The organism is Bacillus luti, from assembly GCF_009739945.1.
GTDB classification, from domain to species: Bacteria; Bacillota; Bacilli; order Bacillales; family Bacillaceae_G; genus Bacillus_A; species Bacillus_A luti.
The window spans coordinates 648,506-670,440 of record NZ_CP040336.1; the positions used below are offsets into that span (position 1 = coordinate 648,506).

The 21,935-nt window shown below is 39.8% G+C and carries 26 protein-coding genes and 1 pseudogene; 20 read left to right on the forward strand and 7 right to left on the reverse strand.

Annotated features, from left to right (window positions below):
- The first annotated feature begins 86 nt into the window (after positions 1-86).
- On the forward strand, positions 87-1,211 hold the full coding sequence (locus EUC40_RS03350) for a homoserine O-acetyltransferase family protein (RefSeq protein ID WP_156573676.1): 1,125 nt from the start codon (positions 87-89) through the stop codon (positions 1,209-1,211).
- Between the two features lie 49 nt (positions 1,212-1,260).
- On the opposite strand, the gene EUC40_RS03355 is transcribed toward EUC40_RS03350, so the two are convergent.
- The gene (locus tag EUC40_RS03355) at positions 1,261-1,443 is read right to left on the reverse strand and encodes a hypothetical protein (RefSeq protein WP_071711015.1); all 183 of its coding nucleotides are present in this window, start codon (positions 1,441-1,443) and stop codon (positions 1,261-1,263) included.
- 199 nt (positions 1,444-1,642) lie between these two features.
- Here EUC40_RS03355 and EUC40_RS03360 point away from each other — a divergent pair, with 199 nt between their 5' ends.
- From EUC40_RS03360 to EUC40_RS03385, 6 genes are all read left to right on the forward strand, one after another.
- Positions 1,643-1,948: a rhodanese-like domain-containing protein gene (locus EUC40_RS03360; RefSeq protein ID WP_000141255.1), complete on the forward strand. Its 306-nt coding sequence runs from the start codon at positions 1,643-1,645 to the stop codon at positions 1,946-1,948.
- 78 nt (positions 1,949-2,026) lie between these two features.
- Positions 2,027-2,251, forward strand: a complete 225-nt coding sequence (locus tag EUC40_RS03365) for a spore germination protein (protein ID WP_000512462.1) — start codon at positions 2,027-2,029, stop codon at positions 2,249-2,251.
- Positions 2,252-2,271: 20 nt separating this feature from the next.
- Positions 2,272-2,595 carry a hypothetical protein gene (locus EUC40_RS03370; protein ID WP_001110859.1) on the forward strand — a complete coding sequence of 108 codons (324 nt, stop codon included), beginning with the start codon at positions 2,272-2,274 and terminating at the stop codon, positions 2,593-2,595.
- Between the two features lie 119 nt (positions 2,596-2,714).
- Positions 2,715-5,561, forward strand: coding sequence for a BclA-related collagen-like exosporium protein (locus EUC40_RS03375; protein WP_156573678.1), 2,847 nt, complete (start codon positions 2,715-2,717; stop codon positions 5,559-5,561).
- A 200-nt stretch (positions 5,562-5,761) separates the two neighbouring features.
- A complete protein-coding gene (gene moaA / locus EUC40_RS03380) occupies positions 5,762-6,775 on the forward strand; it encodes a GTP 3',8-cyclase MoaA (protein WP_156573681.1) in 1,014 nt (337 codons plus the stop codon).
- Between the two features lie 16 nt (positions 6,776-6,791).
- The gene (locus EUC40_RS03385; protein WP_071710030.1) at positions 6,792-7,805 is read left to right on the forward strand and encodes a molybdopterin-synthase adenylyltransferase MoeB; all 1,014 of its coding nucleotides are present in this window, start codon (positions 6,792-6,794) and stop codon (positions 7,803-7,805) included.
- Between the two features lie 37 nt (positions 7,806-7,842).
- Here the strand turns inward: EUC40_RS03385 and moaC are convergent, their stop codons facing one another.
- Positions 7,843-8,328 (reverse strand): cyclic pyranopterin monophosphate synthase MoaC, encoded by a 486-nt coding sequence (moaC, locus tag EUC40_RS03390; protein WP_000094158.1) that lies wholly within the window; start codon positions 8,326-8,328, stop codon positions 7,843-7,845.
- 83 nt (positions 8,329-8,411) lie between these two features.
- Here moaC and moeA point away from each other — a divergent pair, with 83 nt between their 5' ends.
- From moeA to EUC40_RS03425, 7 genes are all read left to right on the forward strand, one after another.
- Positions 8,412-9,701, forward strand: coding sequence for a molybdopterin molybdotransferase MoeA (gene moeA, locus EUC40_RS03395; RefSeq protein WP_156576907.1), 1,290 nt, complete (start codon positions 8,412-8,414; stop codon positions 9,699-9,701).
- Positions 9,671-10,186 carry a molybdopterin-guanine dinucleotide biosynthesis protein B gene (gene mobB, locus EUC40_RS03400; RefSeq protein WP_156573683.1) on the forward strand — a complete coding sequence of 172 codons (516 nt, stop codon included), beginning with the start codon at positions 9,671-9,673 and terminating at the stop codon, positions 10,184-10,186. Before moeA ends, mobB begins: the two co-directional genes overlap by 31 nt.
- Positions 10,183-10,647 carry a molybdopterin synthase catalytic subunit MoaE gene (moaE, locus tag EUC40_RS03405; RefSeq protein ID WP_071710034.1) on the forward strand — a complete coding sequence of 155 codons (465 nt, stop codon included), beginning with the start codon at positions 10,183-10,185 and terminating at the stop codon, positions 10,645-10,647. The genes mobB and moaE overlap by 4 nt, the downstream gene beginning before the upstream one ends.
- 2 nt (positions 10,648-10,649) lie before the next feature.
- A complete protein-coding gene (moaD, locus tag EUC40_RS03410) occupies positions 10,650-10,883 on the forward strand; it encodes a molybdopterin converting factor subunit 1 (RefSeq protein ID WP_156573685.1) in 234 nt (77 codons plus the stop codon).
- A gap of 97 nt (positions 10,884-10,980) precedes the next feature.
- Positions 10,981-11,400: a DUF3888 domain-containing protein gene (locus tag EUC40_RS03415; protein WP_156573687.1), complete on the forward strand. Its 420-nt coding sequence runs from the start codon at positions 10,981-10,983 to the stop codon at positions 11,398-11,400.
- Between the two features lie 36 nt (positions 11,401-11,436).
- Complete coding sequence (glcU, locus tag EUC40_RS03420; RefSeq protein WP_156576908.1) at positions 11,437-12,294, forward strand: glucose uptake protein GlcU; 858 nt, start codon at positions 11,437-11,439, stop codon at positions 12,292-12,294.
- Between the two features lie 13 nt (positions 12,295-12,307).
- The gene (locus EUC40_RS03425; protein ID WP_156573689.1) at positions 12,308-13,093 is read left to right on the forward strand and encodes a glucose 1-dehydrogenase; all 786 of its coding nucleotides are present in this window, start codon (positions 12,308-12,310) and stop codon (positions 13,091-13,093) included.
- Between the two features lie 71 nt (positions 13,094-13,164).
- Here EUC40_RS03425 and EUC40_RS03430 read toward each other — a convergent pair whose 3' ends face one another.
- Entirely contained in the window at positions 13,165-13,659 is a 495-nt protein-coding gene (locus EUC40_RS03430; protein WP_002019506.1) for a CarD family transcriptional regulator, read from the reverse strand.
- Positions 13,660-13,913: 254 nt separating this feature from the next.
- On the opposite strand from EUC40_RS03430, the pseudogene EUC40_RS03435 reads away from it, so the two are divergent.
- Positions 13,914-14,148: pseudogene (locus tag EUC40_RS03435) on the forward strand (DUF2553 family protein).
- A gap of 1 nt (position 14,149) precedes the next feature.
- Complete coding sequence (locus tag EUC40_RS03440) at positions 14,150-14,332, forward strand: sporulation protein Cse60 (protein ID WP_000621750.1); 183 nt, start codon at positions 14,150-14,152, stop codon at positions 14,330-14,332.
- Positions 14,333-14,366: 34 nt separating this feature from the next.
- Here EUC40_RS03440 and EUC40_RS03445 read toward each other — a convergent pair whose 3' ends face one another.
- A complete protein-coding gene (locus tag EUC40_RS03445) occupies positions 14,367-14,594 on the reverse strand; it encodes a DUF3973 domain-containing protein (RefSeq protein WP_071710039.1) in 228 nt (75 codons plus the stop codon).
- Between the two features lie 423 nt (positions 14,595-15,017).
- On the opposite strand from EUC40_RS03445, the gene EUC40_RS03450 reads away from it, so the two are divergent.
- Both EUC40_RS03450 and EUC40_RS03455 read left to right on the forward strand, forming a co-directional pair.
- The gene (locus EUC40_RS03450) at positions 15,018-15,449 is read left to right on the forward strand and encodes an SRPBCC family protein (RefSeq protein ID WP_071710040.1); all 432 of its coding nucleotides are present in this window, start codon (positions 15,018-15,020) and stop codon (positions 15,447-15,449) included.
- On the forward strand, positions 15,450-15,773 hold the full coding sequence (locus EUC40_RS03455) for an ArsR/SmtB family transcription factor (RefSeq protein WP_000098837.1): 324 nt from the start codon (positions 15,450-15,452) through the stop codon (positions 15,771-15,773).
- A 29-nt stretch (positions 15,774-15,802) separates the two neighbouring features.
- Here the strand turns inward: EUC40_RS03455 and EUC40_RS03460 are convergent, their stop codons facing one another.
- Entirely contained in the window at positions 15,803-17,242 is a 1,440-nt protein-coding gene (locus EUC40_RS03460; RefSeq protein ID WP_156573692.1) for an MDR family MFS transporter, read from the reverse strand.
- A gap of 186 nt (positions 17,243-17,428) precedes the next feature.
- Entirely contained in the window at positions 17,429-18,700 is a 1,272-nt protein-coding gene (locus EUC40_RS03465) for a BaiN/RdsA family NAD(P)/FAD-dependent oxidoreductase (protein WP_156573694.1), read from the reverse strand.
- A 295-nt stretch (positions 18,701-18,995) separates the two neighbouring features.
- Between EUC40_RS03465 and EUC40_RS03470 the strand changes: the two genes are divergently transcribed.
- Positions 18,996-20,648, forward strand: coding sequence for a putative polysaccharide biosynthesis protein (locus EUC40_RS03470; RefSeq protein WP_001284053.1), 1,653 nt, complete (start codon positions 18,996-18,998; stop codon positions 20,646-20,648).
- A gap of 41 nt (positions 20,649-20,689) precedes the next feature.
- The gene (locus EUC40_RS03475) at positions 20,690-21,418 is read left to right on the forward strand and encodes a pseudouridine synthase (RefSeq protein ID WP_001234947.1); all 729 of its coding nucleotides are present in this window, start codon (positions 20,690-20,692) and stop codon (positions 21,416-21,418) included.
- 82 nt (positions 21,419-21,500) lie between these two features.
- On the opposite strand, the gene EUC40_RS03480 is transcribed toward EUC40_RS03475, so the two are convergent.
- A complete protein-coding gene (locus tag EUC40_RS03480; protein ID WP_000805512.1) occupies positions 21,501-21,722 on the reverse strand; it encodes a DeoR family transcriptional regulator in 222 nt (73 codons plus the stop codon).
- Positions 21,723-21,935 lie beyond the last annotated feature (213 nt).

Sequence of the window (21,935 nt, forward strand, 5' to 3'; positions counted from 1 at the left end):
ATTTATGAAAAGAAGAAGGAGATTGGTTTGCATAGAAACAATCCTTTAGTAGGCAGTTCATACTATAGCGGGAAGAGGGCGAATCTGTGCAAATTGTAAAAAAGGAGAAGTTTATTTTAAAAGAGTTTACGTTTGAAAATGGTAGGGTAATGCCTGTCCAAATGGGATATGAGACGTATGGTACTTTAAATAGAGAAAGATCAAATGCAATTTTGGTTTGTCATTATTTTAGTGCAACAAGTCACGCGGCGGGAAAATATACAGAGAATGATGAGGAGTCTGGTTGGTGGGATGGACTAATTGGACCTGGAAAAGCAATTGATACAAATAAGTATTTTGTTATATGTACGGATAATCTTTGTAATGTGCAGGTGAAGAATCCATACGTGATTACAACGGGACCGAAGTCGATTAATCCAGAAACAGGGGATGAATATGCCATGGATTTCCCTGTGTTTACATTTCTTGATGTAGCTCGTATGCAATATGGATTAATAAAAGATATGGGAATCTCAAGATTACACGCTGTAATGGGACCTTCGGCGGGTGGAATGATTGCGCAGCAATGGGCTGTTCACTATCCTCATATGGTAGAACGAATGATTGGCGTTATTACGAATCCACAAAATCCAATTATAACGTCCGTAAATGTAGCGCAAAATGCGATTGAAGCAATACAACTAGATCCAAATTGGAAAGGCGGGAAATATGGAGAAGTACAGCCGATGAAGGGGCTCCATTTAGCGAATAGAATGATGTTTATGAATGCGTTTGATGAACATTTTTATGAAACGGCATTCTCGCGTAATAGTATAGAAATGGCACCTTATCAAGAGTTTTCTGCATTAACATCATTTGAGAAAGAGATAAATAAAGTGACATATAGAAGTATAGAGTTGGTAGATGCAAACTCATGGATGTACACTGCAAAGGCAGTTTTATTACATGATATTGCGCATGGATTTTCTTCCTTAGCGGAGGCTCTTTCTCGGGTAGAGGCGAATGTACTCATGATTCCGTGTAAACAAGATTTACTTCAGCCATCTCGTTACAATTATAAAATGGTAGACATTTTGCAAAAACAAGGGAAGTATGCGGAAGTGTATGAGATAGAGAGTATAAATGGGCATATGGCGGGAGCATTTGATATTCATTTATTTGAAAAGAAAGTTTATGAATTTTTAAATCGGAAAGTATCTAGTTTTGTGTAAGAAATAAATGATGAGGAAAAGGTGCAATGTTTGTAGTAGGCACCTTTTTTTACATGATTTGCAGACGGAAAATATAGGTAGCGACTGCTATACCGAAGAACGCTATACTAAGCAATAGAAATAAGAATGACATTTCTTGTGGCGATTTTATCTTTTTATTATTTTTCATACTAAGTGTAATAATCGCAGTGATTAAGAAAATGACGCCCATAATGAAAAGAAAAAGTGTCATTTTAACTGGCTCCTTTCATAAAACAAGTATATTGAGGATACAATGTGCGAGTTATGTTTGTAAAGAATAAGTTTTGCTAGAAAATTGAGAAATAAAATTTCGATTCTTTGCGTTCCTTCTTTCACATGCTAAAATTAATTAGGAATGCTTGTTTAAAGAAGAAGCTAAAGGTTTTATTTTATATAAGGAGGAAATACATATGACAGAAGTTAACACGATTACTACAGAAGAAGTGCAAGAGCGTTTAGAAAATGGAGAAACGTTATTTTTAGTAGATGTAAGGGAAGATGAAGAAGTAGCGGCAGGAAAGATTCCAGAAGCTGTACATATTAAAATGGGTGATATCCCAAATAAAGTAGATTTCTTTGATAAAGAGAATGAATACATCTTTATTTGCCGTTCAGGAATGCGCAGTGAAAATGTATGCCATTATTTAAATGAGCAAGGATTTAAAACAGTGAACATGGTTGGCGGTATGCTTCAATATGAAGGTGAAACGAAATAGTTAATTGTTAAAAACTTGAAACGAGTCTGTTTCAAGTTTTTTTCTTTTGCATACAGTATAAAAAAGGAGGAGGGGGAAATGGGGATTAACTTGCGTAAAGTAAAAATTATTAATAATACAGGAGCTGTTAATGTCGGCGACTGTTATGATATCTCACCTTTAGCGGTGGCGAAAATATATGCGGGTGCTGGAGGATCGAGTGCTGCTGTTTTTTTAAATGGGAAAAGACAGCCAGAAGCGGTGATCAGAACATCAGTGTTTCTTCCGCCATTAGCGACGAGTACACGTACATTAGGTTCATAGAGGAAAGGTAGAGTGTGATTATGCCTGCTCATATAAAAGAGTTTGTTATTGTGAATAACACTGGGAATATATTTACCGGTGATAATTTAAGTGATACTTCATTTACTGCGACGAAATCGTATAGTGGTTCAATGGGGTGCACTTGGATTGATGTCGTTACAGTAATAGGAACGGAGACAAAGCTTTGTTTACAGCCAGGAGATTCTGTGACGACAACATATACACGAGGTACTCCTGCTGGTACTGTACCAGGAACAAATGCAGGGCAAGTTACAAATGTATCGGGTATAGCGCAAGCTGTCCCTAATACAGATAATATGGATTCAATTGCGGGACTCCCTTAAGGAATTAAGGGGGTTTTTATTATTTGAAATAAAAATAGTCTTTGAGATTGTTTTTGTAAATAGATATTAAGAAGAGGTTTGCTTAATGTAAAAAAAGATGGTGTGTAGGCGGTGAAAGTGTGAAAGAGCGCGATAAACAAAATTCATTAAACTCTAATTTCGGAATTTCACCAAATCTTATTGGACCTACCTTCCCTCCCGTTCCAACGGGATTTACTGGCATGGGTCCAACGGGTCCAACAGGCCCGACTGGCCCTCAAGGACCAAGAGGATTACAAGGCCCAATGGGGGTAATTGGGCCGACAGGACCTCAAGGTGTGCAAGGGATGCAAGGACCGGCTGGACCAATAGGAGCAACAGGACCGGAAGGACAGCAGGGATCGCAAGGATTGAGGGGACCAATTGGAGATACAGGAGCAACAGGTGGGCAGGGGGTGCAAGGAATACAAGGTCCGATCGGTCCGATGGGGGCGACAGGAGCGCAAGGAATACAGGGAATACAGGGAGTGCAAGGTCCGATTGGAGTGACTGGACCTGAGGGATCTCAAGGAATACAAGGTGTGCAAGGGATACAGGGCGCAACTGGTTCACAAGGAATACAAGGAACTCAAGGGATACAAGGGTCACAAGGACCAAGTGGAAGTACGGGAATAACAGGAGCAACAGGAGCAACTGGTCAGGGGATACCGGGTCCGACTGGAATAACAGGCCCAACAGGGGTAACGGGTCCATCTGGAGGGCCACCTGGTCCAACGGGTGCAACAGGTGCGACTGGACCAGGAGGTGGTCCGAGTGGAAGTACAGGAGCAACGGGAAGTACAGGAGCAACGGGAACTACTGGTTCAACAGGAAGTACAGGAGCAACGGGAACTACCGGTTCGACTGGAAATACAGGAGAAACTGGTGCGCAAGGTTTGCAAGGGATCCAAGGAATACAAGGACCGATTGGTCCAACAGGTCCAGAAGGTCCACAAGGAATTCAAGGTATCCCTGGTCCGGCGGGAGCAACGGGTGAACAAGGAATCCAAGGTATTCAGGGGATACAAGGGATATCGGGAGCAACGGGTGATCAAGGACCACAAGGTATACAAGGGGTTATAGGACCTCAAGGTGTGACAGGAGGAACAGGCGATCAAGGTCCACAAGGTATACAAGGGATACCGGGTCCACCTGGAGATACAGGCCCGCAAGGCGTTCAAGGAATACAAGGTCCGGTGGGTGATATGGGCCCAACAGGCCCAGAAGGTCCAGAAGGGATCCAGGGACCGCAAGGAATACAAGGAATACCGGGACCAGCAGGAGCAACAGGTCCAGAGGGGCAACAAGGGATTCAGGGAATTCAAGGCCCGGTAGGTGCAACAGGCCCAGAAGGCCCGCAAGGAATCCAGGGATTACAAGGAATTCAAGGAGAAACAGGAGCAACTGGAGCACAAGGTGTGCAAGGCGTTCAAGGGATACAGGGTGACATAGGAGCAACAGGTCCAGAGGGCCCGCAAGGTATTCAAGGTGCTCAAGGGGAAATAGGTCCAACAGGTCCAATGGGGTCACAGGGAGTGCAAGGAATTCAGGGAGAAATAGGGGCGACTGGAGCACAAGGTGTTCAAGGTCTGCAAGGAATCCAAGGCCCGCAAGGTCCGACGGGAGTAACTGGAGATACAGGAGCGACAGGAGTTACAGGGGAAGGAGCGACAGGTCCAACGGGAGTAACCGGTGCAACAGGGGTAACCGGTCCATCAGGGGGCCCCGCAGGACCGACTGGCCCAACAGGTCCATCGGGCCCGGCGGGAGTGACAGGTCCATCAGGTGGTCCACCTGGCCCGACAGGAGCGACTGGTGTAACTGGAACGGTAGGAGAAACGGGAGCCACGGGAGAAACAGGTGTGACGGGAGCGACAGGGGCAATTGGAGAAACGGGAGCAACCGGCCTGCAAGGTCCACAAGGAATCCAAGGTGTGCAAGGAGACATAGGTCCAACGGGTCCGCAAGGTGTTCAAGGTCCACAAGGAATACAAGGGATAACGGGAGCAACCGGTCTGCAAGGTCCACAAGGAATCCAAGGTGTGCAAGGAGATATAGGTCCAACAGGTCCGCAAGGAATCCAAGGAGATCAAGGTCCGCAAGGGATCCAAGGTGTGACAGGAGCAACTGGGGCACAAGGGCCACAGGGAATTCAAGGGATACAAGGGATTCAAGGCCCGACTGGTCCACAAGGCCCGACAGGAGTACAAGGAATTCAAGGAGACATAGGTCCAACGGGTCCGCAAGGTGTTCAAGGCTTACAAGGTCCACAAGGCCCAACAGGTTCAACTGGAGCACAAGGCCCGCAAGGAAATCAAGGTTCGACGGGAGCAACGGGAGTAACGGGAGCAACGGGAGCAACGGGAGCAACGGGAGCAACGGGAGCAACGGGAGCAACGGGAGCAACGGGAGCAACGGGAGCAACGGGAGCAACGGGAGCGACGGGAGCAACGGGAGCAACGGGAGCAACGGGAGCAACGGGAGTAACGGGAGCAACGGGGGTAACCGGAGTAACAGGGGACACAGGAGCCACGGGAACGACCGGAGTTAGTACCACTGCAACGTATGCATTTGCGAATAATACGTCAGGCAGTAGTCTAGGAGCCGGTGCAAATGTTAATTTACCGAATAACCAAAATATAGGACCTGGAATAACTGTTAGTGGTGGGAATACTATATTTACAGTTGCGAATGCAGGGAATTATTATATAGCCTATACAATCAATTTAACAGCTGCTGTAGCTGTAGGTGCTCGTATAACTGTAAATGGAAGCCCGCTCGCCGGAACGATAAATTCTTCTTTAGTTGGTGTGAGTTCATTGAATGCGACTATTATTACTAACTTGCTTGCCGGATCCGCTATTAGCTTGCAATTATCTGGATTACTTGGAGTTACATTATCCACGACAGCACCAGGGGCTACTCTAACGATTATTAGATTAAGTTAATAAGCAGAAAACCTTGAAACTTGTATGTTTCAAGGTTTTTTCATCCCAGTATTTGAGAGTAAACCTGTTTAATTAGAAAGAGGTGGATATCTCTGATTGTTGAAAGTTTTACTTTATTCACGTGAGCAAAAACATCGCAGTTCGAAAATATATTATAATAGAATGAAAAGAGAAAATATTGGCGGAAAGGGAGGGTGGCGATGCAGGAGAAGGTTAAGGATTTTTTTGGACGCCCACTTCAAGATTTACGCATATCTGTTATTGATCGTTGCAATTTTAGATGTACATATTGTATGCCGGCAGAAGTGTTTGGGCCTGATTATGCTTTTTTGAAAGATGAGTTTTTACTGACGTTTGATGAAATTGAGCGTTTGGCAAAACTATTCGTTAGTATCGGTGTACGGAAAATTAGACTTACTGGTGGCGAGCCACTACTTCGTAAAGATGTAACAAAACTTATTGCGCGTCTCGTGAAAATTGATGGACTAGTAGATATAGGATTAACGACAAATGCCATTCATTTAACGAAACAAGCGAAGGCATTAAAAGAAGCTGGATTACATAGAGTAAACGTTAGTTTAGATGCAATAGATGATGATGTATTTAGGGATATTAATGGCCGGAATGTCAATACGAAACCTGTTATTAAAGGAATTATGGCTGCGAAAGAGGCGGGGCTGGAAGTAAAGGTAAATATGGTTGTGAAAAAAGGGATGAACGATCATCAAGTACTGCCGATGGCCGCGTATTTTAAAGAACAAGGAATCGCGCTTAGATTTATTGAGTTTATGGATGTTGGTAGTACGAATGGGTGGAATTTTGACCAAGTCGTTACAAAGCGAGAATTAATTGAGATGATTCATAAGGTATATCCGCTTGAGCCGGCTGAAGCGCATTATTTCGGTGAAGTTGCGAAACGATATCGGTATGCTGGAACAAATGTAGAGGTCGGTTTTATTACCTCTGTTTCTGAGTCGTTTTGTTCGTCTTGTACGAGAGCGAGAATTTCGGCTGATGGAAGGTTTTATACTTGCTTGTTTGCGACAGAAGGATTGGATATAAGAGAACTTCTTAGAAATAATCTTTCAGATGAAGAGTTATTACGCGCTATACAAGATGTATGGATGAATAGAAAAGATAGATATTCAGATGAACGGACAGAAGAAAGTGCAAAAAATCGTCCGAAAATCGAAATGTCGTATATAGGAGGATAAGAAAGGGGGCTATCGTATGCAGGAGCGATATTCAAGACAAATATTATTTCCTGGTGTTGGAGAAGAAGGGCAGCGAAAAATAAAAGAGAAGCATGTGCTTATTATCGGCGCTGGTGCTCTTGGTGCAGCGAATGCAGAAGCAATTGTTAGAGCGGGTGTTGGAAAAGTAACGATTGCTGATCGTGATTATGTAGAATGGAGCAATTTACAAAGGCAACAATTATATACCGAAGAAGATGCAAAGCAGTATAAACCGAAGGCGATAGCGGCAGCAGAACATTTAAAAGCGATTAATTCTGAGGTGGAAATAAATCCGGTTGTAACGGATGTAACGGTGCAAGAAATGGAAGAGCTAGTGAATGATGTAGATTTAATATTAGATGCGACAGATAATTTTGAAACACGTCTTCTTATTAATGATATTTCACAGAAGTATAATATTCCATGGATATATGGTGGTTGTGTCGGAAGTTACGGCGTAACGTATACAATTTTACCAGGAAAAACACCGTGCTTCCGCTGTTTAATGGAACATCCAGCGAGCGGAGCAACATGTGATACAGCCGGTATTATACAGCCAGCGGTACAATTAGTAGTGGCGCATCAAATAACGGAAGCATTGAAAATATTAGTAGAAGACTTTGGCGCACTTCGTGAAACGATGTTATCGTTTGATCTTTGGAATAATCAGCAGATGGCATTTAAAGTGAATAGGCAGAAGAAAGATACGTGTCTATCTTGTGGAAGATTACGTACATATCCGAGTTTAACATTTGAAGCACAAACAAAAACAGAAGTGTTATGTGGGCGAAATACAGTACAAATTCGTCCAGGTGTGCGGAATGAATTTAATTTAGAAGAAATTAAAAAGCGCTTACAAAGAAGTGTGGATGTAAAAACTACGCCGTATTTATTATCGTTTCCAGTGGAGGAATTTCGTTTTGTTTTATTTACAGATGGCCGGGCGTTTATTCATGGGACGAACGATATGAATGTAGCAAAACGTTTATATGCAAGATATATAGGTTGAACCTAAAGGGAATCCTTTAGGTTCAACGGAGAAAGTCTTAAGATTTTCTTGTATAATCTCCACTTTTTCCACCTGTTTTTTCAAGTAAGTATGTTTCGCCAATGATCATACCTTTATCAACAGCTTTACACATATCATACACAGTAAGAGCGGTAGCGGAAGCGGCAGTTAAAGCTTCCATTTCAACACCGGTGCTACCTTCTGTTTTAACTTTTACTTCAATGAGTAATCGGTATTGTTCTTCTAATTGTTTCCAATCGAAAGAAACATCGACACCTTTTAATAATAAAGGGTGGCACATTGGGATAATATCAGAAGTGCGTTTTGCAGCCATAATGCCTGCGATTTGTGCAACCGCTAATACGTCACCCTTTCCAATTTCATTGTGAGAGATTTTATCGTAAATTTCTTTCGTAACGACGATACTAGAACACGCAATTGCTGTTCGAACGGTTGCCTTTTTCTCGCTTATATCAACCATTTTTGCGCGGCCCTGGTCGTTGAAATGTGTGAATGAAGACATGGAATTCCTCCTTGAAGTAATTTCTATTTAATACATAAAGTTTAATCGAGATAAAAAAAATTGCAAATATGGGGTGAGAAATGATGGTAGAAAAACGAATTCCGATTCAAGTTGCCGAGGCAGTAGAGCGGGTAATGGAATATGCGAAGAATGGTGAAGTAGAATCGGTTTCTATTACGGAAAGTTACGGGAGAATTCTTGGGGAAGATGTTATCTCAGATCATGACGTTCCTCATTTTGACCGTTCTCCTTACGATGGTTTTGCCATTCGAGCAGAAGATACGAAAGAAGCAAGTCAGGAGAATCCAGTTACATTTGAAGTAATAGGGGAAATTGGAGCGGGGTCTGTTTTTTTTGAAGAAGTAGGATCTTTTAAAGCGGTTCGTATTATGACAGGAGCAGCTATTCCGGCAGATTGTAATGCAGTCGTAATGCTAGAATTGACGGAAGGATTTGAGCAGAACGGAACAACATATATGAGGTTAAAGCGTCCTTTTAATAGTGGTGATAACGTGTCATTTAAAGGAGAAGATATAAAACAAAATCAAGTTCTCGTTCAGAAAGGTGTTGCGATCAATCCTGGTGTTGCGGCCCTATTAGCGACGTTTGGGTATAGTACGGTGAAAGTTGTAAAACAGCCTGTTGTCGGTATTGTAACGACAGGAAGTGAATTGCTAGAAGTGCACGAGCCGTTAGAGCCAGGGAAAATTAGAAATAGTAACTCTTATATGATCGCCGCTCAAATTATGAAAGCTGGCGGGAAAGTTCGGTATTATGGTCAACTTGCCGATGAGTTAGATGCATGTTTTACAGCTGTTCAATCGGCGATGGATGAGGTCGATATTTTAATTACAACAGGCGGTGTGTCGGTAGGAGATTATGACTACTTACCAGCTATTTATGAAAGGTTACAGGCGAATGTACTCTTTAATAAAATAGCGATGAGACCAGGAAGTGTAACGACAGTAGCTGAAGTTGATGGGAAGTTACTTTTCGGTTTATCAGGAAATCCTTCAGCTTGTTACGTAGGATTTGAACTATTTGTGCATCCCGTTATAAAAACATATTTGTATGCGAAGGAACCTCACGTATATAGAGCAGATGCTATTTTGCAAAAAGATTTTCTAAAGCCAAATCCGTTTACTCGTTTTGTAAGAGCGAACGTGACAATCGCGGATGGGGCACTACACGCGATGCCGGTTGGTTTAGATAAATCGAGTGCGGTATCTTCACTTGCCGATGCGAATGCTTTTATCGTATTGCCTGGAGGAACGAGAGGATTTGAAGCAGGGATGAAAGTATCTGTATTATTGTTAGAGCACGCCGAGGGATGTGATTGGCCATGGGCAAAGCCTCTTCAATCTTACAAATAGTAGGGTATCAAAATAGCGGGAAAACAACACTAGTTGAGAAAGTTGTGCATGCATTAGCAGAAAGTGAAATGAAAGTTGCTACAATTAAACATCACGGGCACGGAGGCTTTCCAGAAGTAGCACAAAAAGATAGTGAAAGACACCGTAAAGCTGGAGCTGTCGTAAGTAGTGTAGAAGGGGCGGGATTACTTTCACTTTCTTCACTAAAAAAAGAATGGTCCTTGCAAGAAATTATTCGTTTATATGAGTTTTTTGAAGTGGATACGATTTTAATAGAGGGCTATAAAAAAGAGAAATATCCGAAAGTAGTGTTACTTCGTTCTGCGGAAGACATTGAACTTTTACATAAAGTAGAAAATATAGTAGCGGTTATTGTGTGGCATGATGTTCCAAAAAGCATACGAGAAGAATATAAAGTATTTCATATAACAGAAGAAGAGTTGTATATAGACTGGTTTTTACAAACGGTTAGGAGTATAAAATGACAAATACGTATTATGAAGTAATTGATACAGAAATCTCGATTGAAGAGGTAGCTCAGAAGGTAATTCGGCGTGAATGCGGTGCTGTTACAACATTTATCGGAACGGTTAGAGAGTTTACGAAAGGGCGCCGTACATTATATTTAGAATATGTCGCTTATAAAACGATGGCAGAAAAGATGCTACAGAAAATTGGCTCGGAAGTGAAAGAGAAGTGGCCAGGTACACACGTTGCCATTACACATCGCATCGGTACATTGCAAATTTCTGATATCGCGGTTGTTGTTGCCGTTTCAACACCGCACCGTAAAGCGGCTTATGAAGCGAATGAATATATTATGGAACGTATAAAACAAATTGTTCCGATTTGGAAAAAGGAATTTTGGGAGGATGGTGACTCGTGGATTGGTGATCAATTAGAAAAAACGCCATATCCGGCGGGAGAGCCTGGGAAGGAGTTATAAGTATGATTCGAGTATTGTTATTTGCACACTTGCAAGAGGAAGCAGGAACAAGTGAGTTACAAATAGAGAAAGAAAATATTACGGTCACGCAGTTAAAAGATATTGTTGCCAAAGAGTATAATGTACCGGTGTCAGCACCGATTATGGTTGCAATTAATGAAGAATATGCAAATGAAGATGATAGGATTCAATCTGGTGATGTTGTTGCACTCATACCACCAGTGAGCGGTGGTTAATATTAAATATATGCGATAAAAAACGACTTTCCTAAATAGGGAAGTCGTTTTTTATCGTGTTTTGGAGAACACTATCTTATAGGAAAAGGAGGGCGTTATGAAAAAAATATGTGTAATGATTGCTATAATATGTTCTGTTTTTTTCTCTTCTCCAAGCTATTCTTGGGCGAAAGAATCGAAGGAACAGCTGTTAGAGAGTGCGTTACTGAATAGGTACTATTCAGTTATTAGGCAAGCGACAGAAGATCAATATGAATGTGCTTCAGTTATAAATATAAAGCGTCTCGGCAAGAAAGATGAGTTCGTTCCTAGATATGAAGTGACGCTACAATTCCTTACATTTCAAGGTGCACATAATCCGCCGAATGACAAAGTTACAATTACTTTGGAAGACAATATAGACCACATAAAGATAAAGAAAGTAGAGCGAGAAAAAAATGTGTCTAGTGCGATTGCAGAAAAGATTTGTGAACGTGAAAAAGAAAAAATAAAAGCTCACTCTACTGATTCAGAGTAATAACCTATGACGTTTAGTAAAGAAAGGTAATGAGTGATGGATATATTTTTAGCGATTTTACCAGCTATATTTTGGGGAAGTATTGTGCTATTTAACGTGAAACTGGGCGGAGGACCTTATAGTCAAACGCTCGGTACAACGCTTGGCGCGCTTATTTTCTCGATTGTTGTTTATATTTTTATGAAACCAGTATTGACTCCTACTGTTATCGGAGTTGGAATTGTGTCAGGTTTATTTTGGGCGCTTGGTCAGGCGAATCAACTAAAAAGTATTGATTTAATGGGCGTTTCGAGGACGATGCCGATTTCAACAGGACTTCAATTAGTTGCGACGACTTTATTTGGAGTCATCGTATTTCATGAGTGGTCCACGACAATATCAGTCGTCCTTGGTGTATTGGCGCTCGTTTGTATTATTATCGGTGTTATTTTAACATCGCTTCAAAGTGAAGAAGAAAAGAATACAGAGCAAGCGAGGAATTTTAAAAGGGGCATTATCATTTTATTGATTTCAACAGTCGGTTATTTAGTTTACGTAGTAGTGATTAGACTATTTAACGTAGATGGTTGGTCAGCTTTATTGCCACAAGCAGTTGGTATGGTGTTAGGGGGGATTTTGCTTACTTTTAAACATCATCCATTTAATAAATATGCAATACGAAATATTATTCCAGGATTAATTTGGGCAGCTGGAAATATGTTTTTATTCATTTCGCAGCCGCGTGTTGGAGTGGCAACAAGTTTCTCGCTATCGCAAATGGGAATTATTATTTCGACGCTTGGCGGGATTCTTATATTAGGTGAAAGAAAAACGAAACGCCAATTAACAGGGATTGTTGTCGGTATCGTTTTTATTATCGCAGCCGGAATTATGTTAGGTATAGCAAAAAGTTAAAGGAGGTATGAAAATGTATAGTGATTTAGAAGGAAAGGTTGTCGTCATTACAGGATCAGCAACTGGTCTTGGAAGGGCGATGGGAGTAAGGTTTGCTGAGGAGAAAGCAAAAGTAGTGATTAACTATCGCTCACGGGAGTCAGAAGCGAATGATGTGTTAGAAGAAATTAAAAAGGTAGGCGGAGAAGCGATTGCTGTAAAAGGTGATGTAACGGTCGAATCAGATATGGCGAATCTCATTCAATCTGCTGTGAAAGAGTTTGGTACGCTTGACGTTATGATTAATAATGCAGGGATAGAAAATGCGGTACCATCGCATGAAATGCCGCTTGAAGATTGGAATAGGGTAATTAACACAAATTTAACAGGTGCTTTTTTAGGAAGCCGTGAAGCGATTAAATATTTTGTAGAACATGATATTAAAGGATCTGTCATTAATATGTCTAGTGTTCATGAGAAAATTCCGTGGCCCTTATTTGTGCACTATGCAGCAAGTAAGGGCGGTATCAAACTGATGACAGAAACGTTAGCGATGGAATATGCGCCAAAAGGTATTCGAGTAAATAATATCGGGCCAGGTGCAATTAATACGCCAATCAATGCAGAAAAATTTGCTGATCCTAAAAAACGTGCTGACGTAGAAAGTATGATACCGATGGGCTACATTGGAAAACCAGAAGAAATTGCAGCAGTAGCAGCTTGGCTTGCTTCTTCAGAGGCGAGTTATGTAACTGGAATTACGCTATTTGCAGATGGTGGAATGACGTTATATCCATCGTTTCAAGCTGGGCGTGGGTAATATAAAAGGACGAAGAGATAATGCTCTTCGTCCTTTTTTTACAAAAAAAAATAGCGGCAGCTATTTTAAATTTAATGATTAATTGTATCTTGAAGAAATTCTGTCGCTTGATGTTCAGAAACGTTTTGTACGAGCGCAACTTCGCTAATCATCATTTTTCGTGCATTATCTAGCATTTGTTTTTCGCTCGCATTTAAGGCTCTTTCTTTATTACGGCGAAGTAAATCTCGAACAACTTCTGCGCTATCTTGCAGATTACCGTTTTTCATTTTTTCCATATTCATTGTATATCTTTGTTTCCACGAGAGCGATGTGTCTGATTCTCCCTGCTGGAATTCGAGAAGTATATCATTTAACGTACCTTTATCAACGATATAACGAATACCTGATTTTTGTAATTGATCCATCGGAAGCATTACTTGCATATCTTTACTAAGGATGCGTATTACACAATATTGACGCAAAGTACCTAATATTTCTTTCTCTTCAATTGCTTCGATGATCCCTGCACCGTGCATTGGATAAACGATTTTATCACCAATTTGAAACAAATCATCCACCTCCATATGTGCTAACCATTTTTAATGATAACACATGGATATAAAAATGTCAAATTTTATATAATAACATAGTGTTTATAGTGTAGTCAATAAGTAAAACCTCTTTTTTTATATATTTTTTTACGCTTATTTATTTATGGCTTTTTTAGAAAAATAGTACAGGTGAGGAAGGCAGGCATATCCACTTATTTTTAAGCATAAAATGTAAAATCGCTAATACAATATACCTAAATCCGTTCTTTGCAAAGGAGGGAGAGAAGGTGGGGCGCACAATAAAAATTGATATTACAAATAAAGTTGTAGCTAAATTTAGACCAGATTATTTGGAATTATATACGAGTAAATTTATGATAGGTAAGTTTTATGTCTATACTGAAGGTAAACAATATGTGTTAGAAGACGGATATATATGAAGACGGAAAATTTTATCGCATCATAGATACGCACCGTGGCAATAATCAAGCGGCGGAGGGCTGCGATCTAGGATGGTGTTAACATGATTCGTGTGAAAGTTTTTGATGAAAGTCACGAAAAAGACTTAGAAGACGCAGTAAATGTGTTTTTAAAAAAGATTGATGATAGTAAATTTGTAGATATTAAGTACCAAGTTGGCGTTTCCATTAACGATGATGAAAACCAAATTTATTGCTTTTCAGCAATGATCGTTTATAAAGCATAAAAAAGAGCTGGGTGAGCCAGCTCTTTTTTATGCTTTATGTTGGGACAACATGTGTCGGTAATACGTTCATAATAGATTGGGGTGTGCCTAATTTATTTGTCGTTAAAAGAGGCTCCCCTGTCTCATGATTTTGGGCATCTTTACACATACCAAGGTGATAACGATCACCTAAAAATGGATCAATATAAAAACCGTTTTTGAATACTTTATCATTCGGATGTTTTTCATGGTGAATGTCAGAGCAGTTAATGCAATAGAACATAGCTTTCATCCCCTTTTTATTTTTGTTTGAAAAAAGTGAGTCGGTAGTCATTTCGCTCCTAAGGAAATGTTGAGGAGAAGAGAAATAACTACCTACTCAAATGGTGGGCATATTCCTTCTGATTTTTTATATCTCGCGTATTGCCTCTGAGGGAAGGAGGAGAGACGAATTACGCATGATATAAGTAAGGCACATCTTTCAATATGAATGATGGAGTTTCATATTGAGAGAAGTTTTTATTTTTGATTGCCTTTGTGAGTATATTATGAAGAAATGCTGAGAGGGTGTTTGTCCTGTTGAAAAAATGTTGAGAATTTCTCAACGGTAAAACGAATCAATATTGACATGAAACTAAAAGGTGTTATATCATCTTAATGAAACCAAAAGGTGTTATGTTTTAGTGACGAATAAAGGAGAATGAAAATGGAACAACAAAATACATTAAATGATATTAAACAAACAATCGTTTTTAACGCGTCTATTCAAAAAGTTTGGAGTGTAGTATCGACTGCAGAGGGGATTGCCTCATGGTTTATGCCGAACGATTTCAAATTAGAAGTAGGACATGAATTTCATGTGCAATCACCATTTGGGCCATCACCATGTAAAGTGTTAGAAATCGATGAGCCAAATCACCTCTCTTTCTCATGGGATACAGATGGCTGGGTCGTTTCATTTAATCTGAAAGACCTAGGAGATAATAAAACAGAATTTACGTTAATTCACGGCGGCTGGAAACATCCTGATGAAATTCTTCCGAAAGCGAATGCGAAGAGCTCTATTATTCGCGACAGAATGAGCGGAGGCTGGGTAGCGATTGTAAATGAAAAACTGAAAAAGGTTGTCGAAGGCTAAGTGTCCTCTTCAGCAGCGAAATATGATGTATTTCAAGCAATTGCTGATCCAACCCGCCGAGAAGTAATACGGTTATTAAGCGATAAAGAGTTACCGATTTCAAAAATAACAGATCATTTTCCGATGAGCCGTACGGCTGTTGTGAAGCATCTTCATATCCTTTCAGAAGCGAATTTAGTAAGTGGAAGAAAAAGCGGGAGAGAGAAGATATATCGCCTGCATCCAGAACCATTAGAGGAATTACAGCAGTGGCTCTCGTACTATGAACGTTTTTGGGATAATAAATTGTCTATGCTTAAACATATTGTGGAGAATGAAGAGTAAAAGAGGATGACCATTTCGGTCATCCTCTTTTATTGCTCACTTGTTTGTTTAGCTGGCTTTAGTAAGAGCCAAGCAATAATTAAAGTTAATACTGCTAATGCAAAAGTACTCATATAAATGACGTGCACACTTGATGCTAATGCGGATTGAGACTCGGTTGCTACGTTTGCTGTAGCTCCGCCGTGTCCGCCAGAAGAAACAAGATCAAGATTTTTAATGCCACGCGCGTGAATCATCGTATTGAAGATTGTTCCGAAGAATGCAGCACCTAATGTTTGACTAAATGTATTAATAAATGTGTTTAAACCGACGGCTGTCCCGCGCGTATGTGCTGGTACAGCTGCTTGAATTGTTACCATGTAAATAGGTGTTACAAGCCCCATTCCTAAGCCGAATAATCCGACTGCTACATAAATAAGGAATGATGGTGAGTCCGTTGACAATGTAAATAATAAGAACGTAGCAACTGATAAAATGCTAGCTCCAAGTAAAATAATTTGTTTCGTTTTTAATTTGCCAACTAAGTTACCCGAGAACATAGCACCGAATGTCCACATAACAGGAATCGGCATTAAAATGAGTCCAGCTTCTGTTGCATTTTTTCCTAAAACACCTTGGCTCCATATTGGAAGATACACTGTAATACTAATAATCATTGCACCAGCAATCAGTGTTAGTATGTTTATTGTAGATAATGTGCGATTAGAGAAAAGTGCTAGCGGAATTAATGGTTCCGGAGACTTTTTCTCGATGTATAAGAAAAGAATGAATGAAACAGCGGCAAAGATTAATAGGCCGATAATTGAAATGTCTCCCCAGTTTTGCTTACTGCTACCTGTTAATAATGCGTATAGTAGAGCAATTGTGCTTAATGAAAAGACGGTTGCACCAAGGTAATCGATATGTTGCTTAGATGACTTAATCGATTCCTTATAATAAATTGCGATCATTAAGCAAGCGATAATTCCAAATGGAACGTTTAAGAAGAAGATATAACGCCACGAAAGGGAATCAACTAAAAATCCACCTACTAACGGCCCGATAACACCAGATACACCCCAAACGGCACTCATCCAGCCTTGTGCTTTCGCGCGGTCTTTTGCTTCGCTATATAGGTCCCCAATAATTGTCATAGTAATTGGCATAACAGCACCAGCACCTACACCTTGAAGAGCACGGAAGAAGATTAATTGTTCCATTGATGTAACGACTCCGCATAGTGCAGAACCGATTAAGAAGATTGTTGCTCCAATGAGCAGAACTTTTTTACGACCGAACAAATCAGCTAGCTTTCCGTATATTGGAGTCGAAACTGCTGTGGCAAGCATATAAATTGCGTAAACCCAGCTAACAAGTTCGACGCCTGACAGGTCACTCGTTATACGAGGGATTGCTGTACTAACAATCGTTCCTTCTACCGCAGAAAGAAACGTCATTAGCATTAAAGACATCATGACTTTTTTTCTCATTTGTTTTCCCCTTACCCTTTTTCGAATATTCAACAATATAAAATATAAAGGTACTAAGGTATATAAAGCAACAAAAAAGCATGAGGGGTTCGGCATTTTTCGTTGGTAAGGCGATATATCCTATAGAATTGCTAATAGAATTTCATGAACCTATAAAAAAAGAAACAGGGAAGTCCTGTTTCTTCTTTAATATTGCATTTTCGCATTTTCTCCAGCTGTCGTTCCAGCAATTCTACCAGTAACGAGAGCAGATGTAATATTATAGCCGCCAGTATAACCGTGAATATCAAGAACTTCTCCGCAGAAATATAAGCCATTTGTGAATTTAGAAGACATTTCTTTCGGATTAATTTCTTTAACGGATACACCACCGCCAGTAACAAATGCTTTTTCAATTGACTGCGTACCATTTACATTCACAGTAAATTCTTTAAAGTCTTTCACAAGTGCACGAATCTTCTCATGAGAAACTTGTCCAGCTTGTTCGCTACCGTCAATTTCATTTTTTTCTAATAAGAATAGGAAGTAACGCTCAGGAACGTAACCTTTTAACACGTTTTTAATTCCTTTTTTCGGATCTTCCTTCATTTGTTTTAGCATGCGCTGGAATAGTTGCTCACTATTTTCTTCTGGCAATGCATCGATGCTCATTTGCACTGTATTCGTTTTGAACTTTTTCAGTGCTTTCACAACGAATTGACTACAGCGAAGGGCAGCAGGACCAGATAAGCCGAAATGAGTGAAGAGCATATCCATTTTGTGAGAAATGATAGCTTTTCCTTTCGGATTTAATACACTTAAGTTTATGTCTCGTAAAGCGAGTCCTTGCAGTGAACGGTCTCGAATAAATGGTTCGTTTGAAAGGATGGGTACTTCTGTTGGGAATAATTCTGTAATTGTATGACCAGCTTTTTTAGCCCAAGCATATCCGTCCCCAGTAGATCCAGTTTGCGGAACAGATTTTCCGCCAACAGCGATAACGACGTGATTTGTGTCTAACACTTCGCCTGTTTGCAGTACAACTGCTTTCGTTTGACCATTTTCATATTCAATCGTTTCAACAGGTGTATTCGTACGGATCTTTACACCTAAATCTTTTAATCGTGTTAAAAGTGCGTCTACTACCGATTGCGCTTTATTTGAAACAGGGAACATGCGGCCATGATCCTCCTCTTTCAGTTTTACGCCGAGATTTTCGAAGAATGTAATAATATCTTCATTATTAAAAATAGAAAAAGCGCTGTATAAGAAGCGGCCATTTCCTGGTATATGTTTAACGATCTCATCAAGTGGTAGACGGTTCGTTACGTTACAACGGCCACCGCCAGAAATCGCAAGTTTACGCCCTAGTTTATTTCCTTTATCAAGAAGTAAGACGCTTGCGCCTTCTTCTGCAGCACCGATTGCAGCCATTAGCCCAGAAGGCCCGCCGCCGATGACAATAACATCATAATGCATAATATATCGACCTCATTTTCTACATTTCCTGCCTAAAAGAATAGCATGTTTTCTCTTAAAAGAAAAATAGAGTGAAGTACTGCTTAAGGGGAGAATTGTGGTACAATACAAAAGTTAGAGTTCAGCACGATCCAGCTATTTGTGGGCAATAAGACTAAAACTTTAAGATTTAGGAGAAATAAAGAGGGAGTCTAGTAACCCATAAATGCCCGATTAGTACGAGCTAATAATCAGTAGGGAAGAACACCCTCACTGATTAAAGTTTCACTTTATGTAGATGTAGGAGGATTTTTGTATGTCCGATTCGAAATTTTTGCGCGGAACGCTTATCGTTACGTTAGGGACATTTTTAGTAAAGTTCTTAGGCATGATTTACGTTTTTCCATTTCATGCGTTAGTAGGCACAGAAGGCGGAACGCTCTATACATATGGATACATTCCATATACGATCTTTTTAAGTATCGCAACGGCAGGTGTGCCGCTTGCTGTTTCAAAATTTGTTTCCAAATATAACGCACTTGGCGATTATAAAACGAGCCGGAGAATGTTCCGCTCGGGAATGGTTATGATGATAGTAACAGGAGTTCTTTCATTCTTAGTTCTATACATGACGGCGCCGTTGTTTGCAGAAGCAATGCTTGGTAAACAAAGTGTACACAGTAATGTAGGAGAAGTTACGACGATTATTCGTCTTGTAAGTTTTGCGCTTATTGTTGTACCAGCAGCGAGTTTAATTCGTGGTTATTTCCAAGGTCACCAATCGATGGGACCAACTACTGTTTCGCAAATTATTGAACAAATTATTCGTATTGTCTTTTTATTAGCAGGTAGTTTTATCGTTATTAAAGTACTTGGCGGTACAGTTGCAACAGCAGTTGGGGTAGCGACATTTGCTGCGTTCGTTTCAGCAGTTGGAGCGCTCGGTGTCCTCATTTGGTACTGGTTAAAACGTAAAAAACATTTGGATCAATATTTAATTGAACAAACTGTACCAGAGTCGACAGTGAGTACCGTTCAATTGTTTAAAGAATTATTTGCATATGCGATTCCTTACGTTGTAATTGGGTTAACAATTCCTTTATATCAACAAATTGATACATTAACATTTAACTCAATTATGCAGGCGATTGGTCAAGGTGATATCGCAGAGCGAGCACTCGGTATTTTCACAATGTGGACGCATAAATTAATTATGATTCCTGTATCACTTGCAACAGCGTTTAGCTTAACGCTTGTGCCAGCGATTACAAAATCGTTTACTGAAAAACAACATCGTTATTTAAAATTACAAATTACACAAACATTCCAAGCAAATATGTTTTTAACATTGCCAGCAGTTATCGGTATTTCTACACTGGCATATCCGATTTATACAGCGTTTTACGACTCAGATCCACTAGGTGGACAAGTATTAATGTGGTATGCGCCAGTTGCGTTGTTATTTGCTTTATTTACAGTAACAGCGGCGATTCTGCAAGGGATTAATCAACAAAAACATGCGATTGTCGCGCTTATTATGGGTGTTATTTTGAAATTCGTATGTAACGTAATCTTTATTCGTTATTTCGGTACAGTTGGAGCAATTTTAGCAACTGCAGTTGGCTTCTTAGCCTCTGTATGGTATACGAATAGACAAATCAAAAAACATGTACACTATTCATTTGGTGTTGTATATAAGAGAACATTCCAAATTGCAGTATTAACACTTGTAATGGTCGTGGCGGTAAAACTATCACAATGGCTGCTATCCTTCATGATTTCGCCTGATGGCCGTATTGGAGCTCTTATAACAGTTGTGGTTTGTGCAGGTATTGGTGGTCTTGTTTACGGATTATTAGCAATTCGCACAGGAGTACTTGAAAGAGTATTTGGCGGAGAAGCGTTAGAGAAAATTCAACGTAAACTTGGTAGTAGATTTAAAATAAAGTTGAAATCAAAAGGGGCGTAATTACGTCCCCTTTTCTATGATAAACAAAGAAGGTGAAAAACGTGAGATTAGATAAATTATTAGCGAATATGGGATATGGAAGTAGAAAAGAAGTAAAGAAATTATTGAAAGACGGCGTTGTAAAAATTGACGGAACGCCAGTGAAAGATGCGAAGGTTCATGTAAATGTAGAAGAGCAAGAAGTTATGATTCACGGTGAAGTTGTGGAATATAAAGAGTTTGTTTATTTAATGATGCACAAACCACAAGGTGTTATTTCAGCGACAGAAGATGATAACCATGAAACGGTAATAGATTTATTAGAATTAGAAGACGCAATCTTTGATCCGTTCCCAGTTGGAAGGCTTGATATCGATACAGAAGGTTTCTTATTGATAACAAATGATGGGAAGTTATCGCATCAATTATTATCTCCGAAAAAGCATGTGCCGAAAAAATATTACGCGCACGTTGCAGGAGTAGTAACAGAAGAGGATGTAAAAGAGTTTGCTAAAGGTGTTATTTTAGACGATGGTTATGAAACGAAGCCGGGTGCACTTACAATATTAAAAAGCGATGATATTTCTGAAATTGAGCTTGTCATTACAGAAGGAAAATTCCATCAAGTGAAGCGTATGTTTGAAGCGGTAGGGAAAAAAGTTGTTTATTTAAAGAGAACAGAAATGGGACCGTTAGTATTAGATGAAGAACTAGAACTTGGGCAATACCGAGAGTTAACAGACGAAGAAGTGGAAATGTTAAAAACATATCAAGTAGATACTGAAAAGTAGTGCTGTTTTAAGGCGCAGAAAAGACCCCTTTCTAATGAGTTAGAAAGGGGTATGTATTTATTTACATACAATTATTTTTTCATTATGAGGTCATTCTCACTTTCTTTCCTGTTGTTGTCCACTTACCGCGGCAAGGGCTATACACGAGTTCATTAAACTGCAACACATTTAGATCACGTTGTATCGTTCGTGGTGTGATCCCGAACTCATCTACAAGGTCTTTCGTCGTTACCGTTCCGTTTTCATTGATGTACATATAAATCGATTTAATGCGTGTTAGCATACGAGTAGTTGTAGGTTTCAAGAGAAAACCACTCCTCTACTAGTTTTTTTGACCCCATTCAGGAAAGAAGGTCGTTACTACCATTGTACTCTACATGATAAAATTCATGCTTTAATCTACTTAAATTTTACAAAAGTTTAACAAATATTCATATAGAAAAATATTGGTAGTTGACATTGTATATGGTCAGTCAACTAAATCATAAAATTCTACGTAAAACGCCAAATTCCTGCA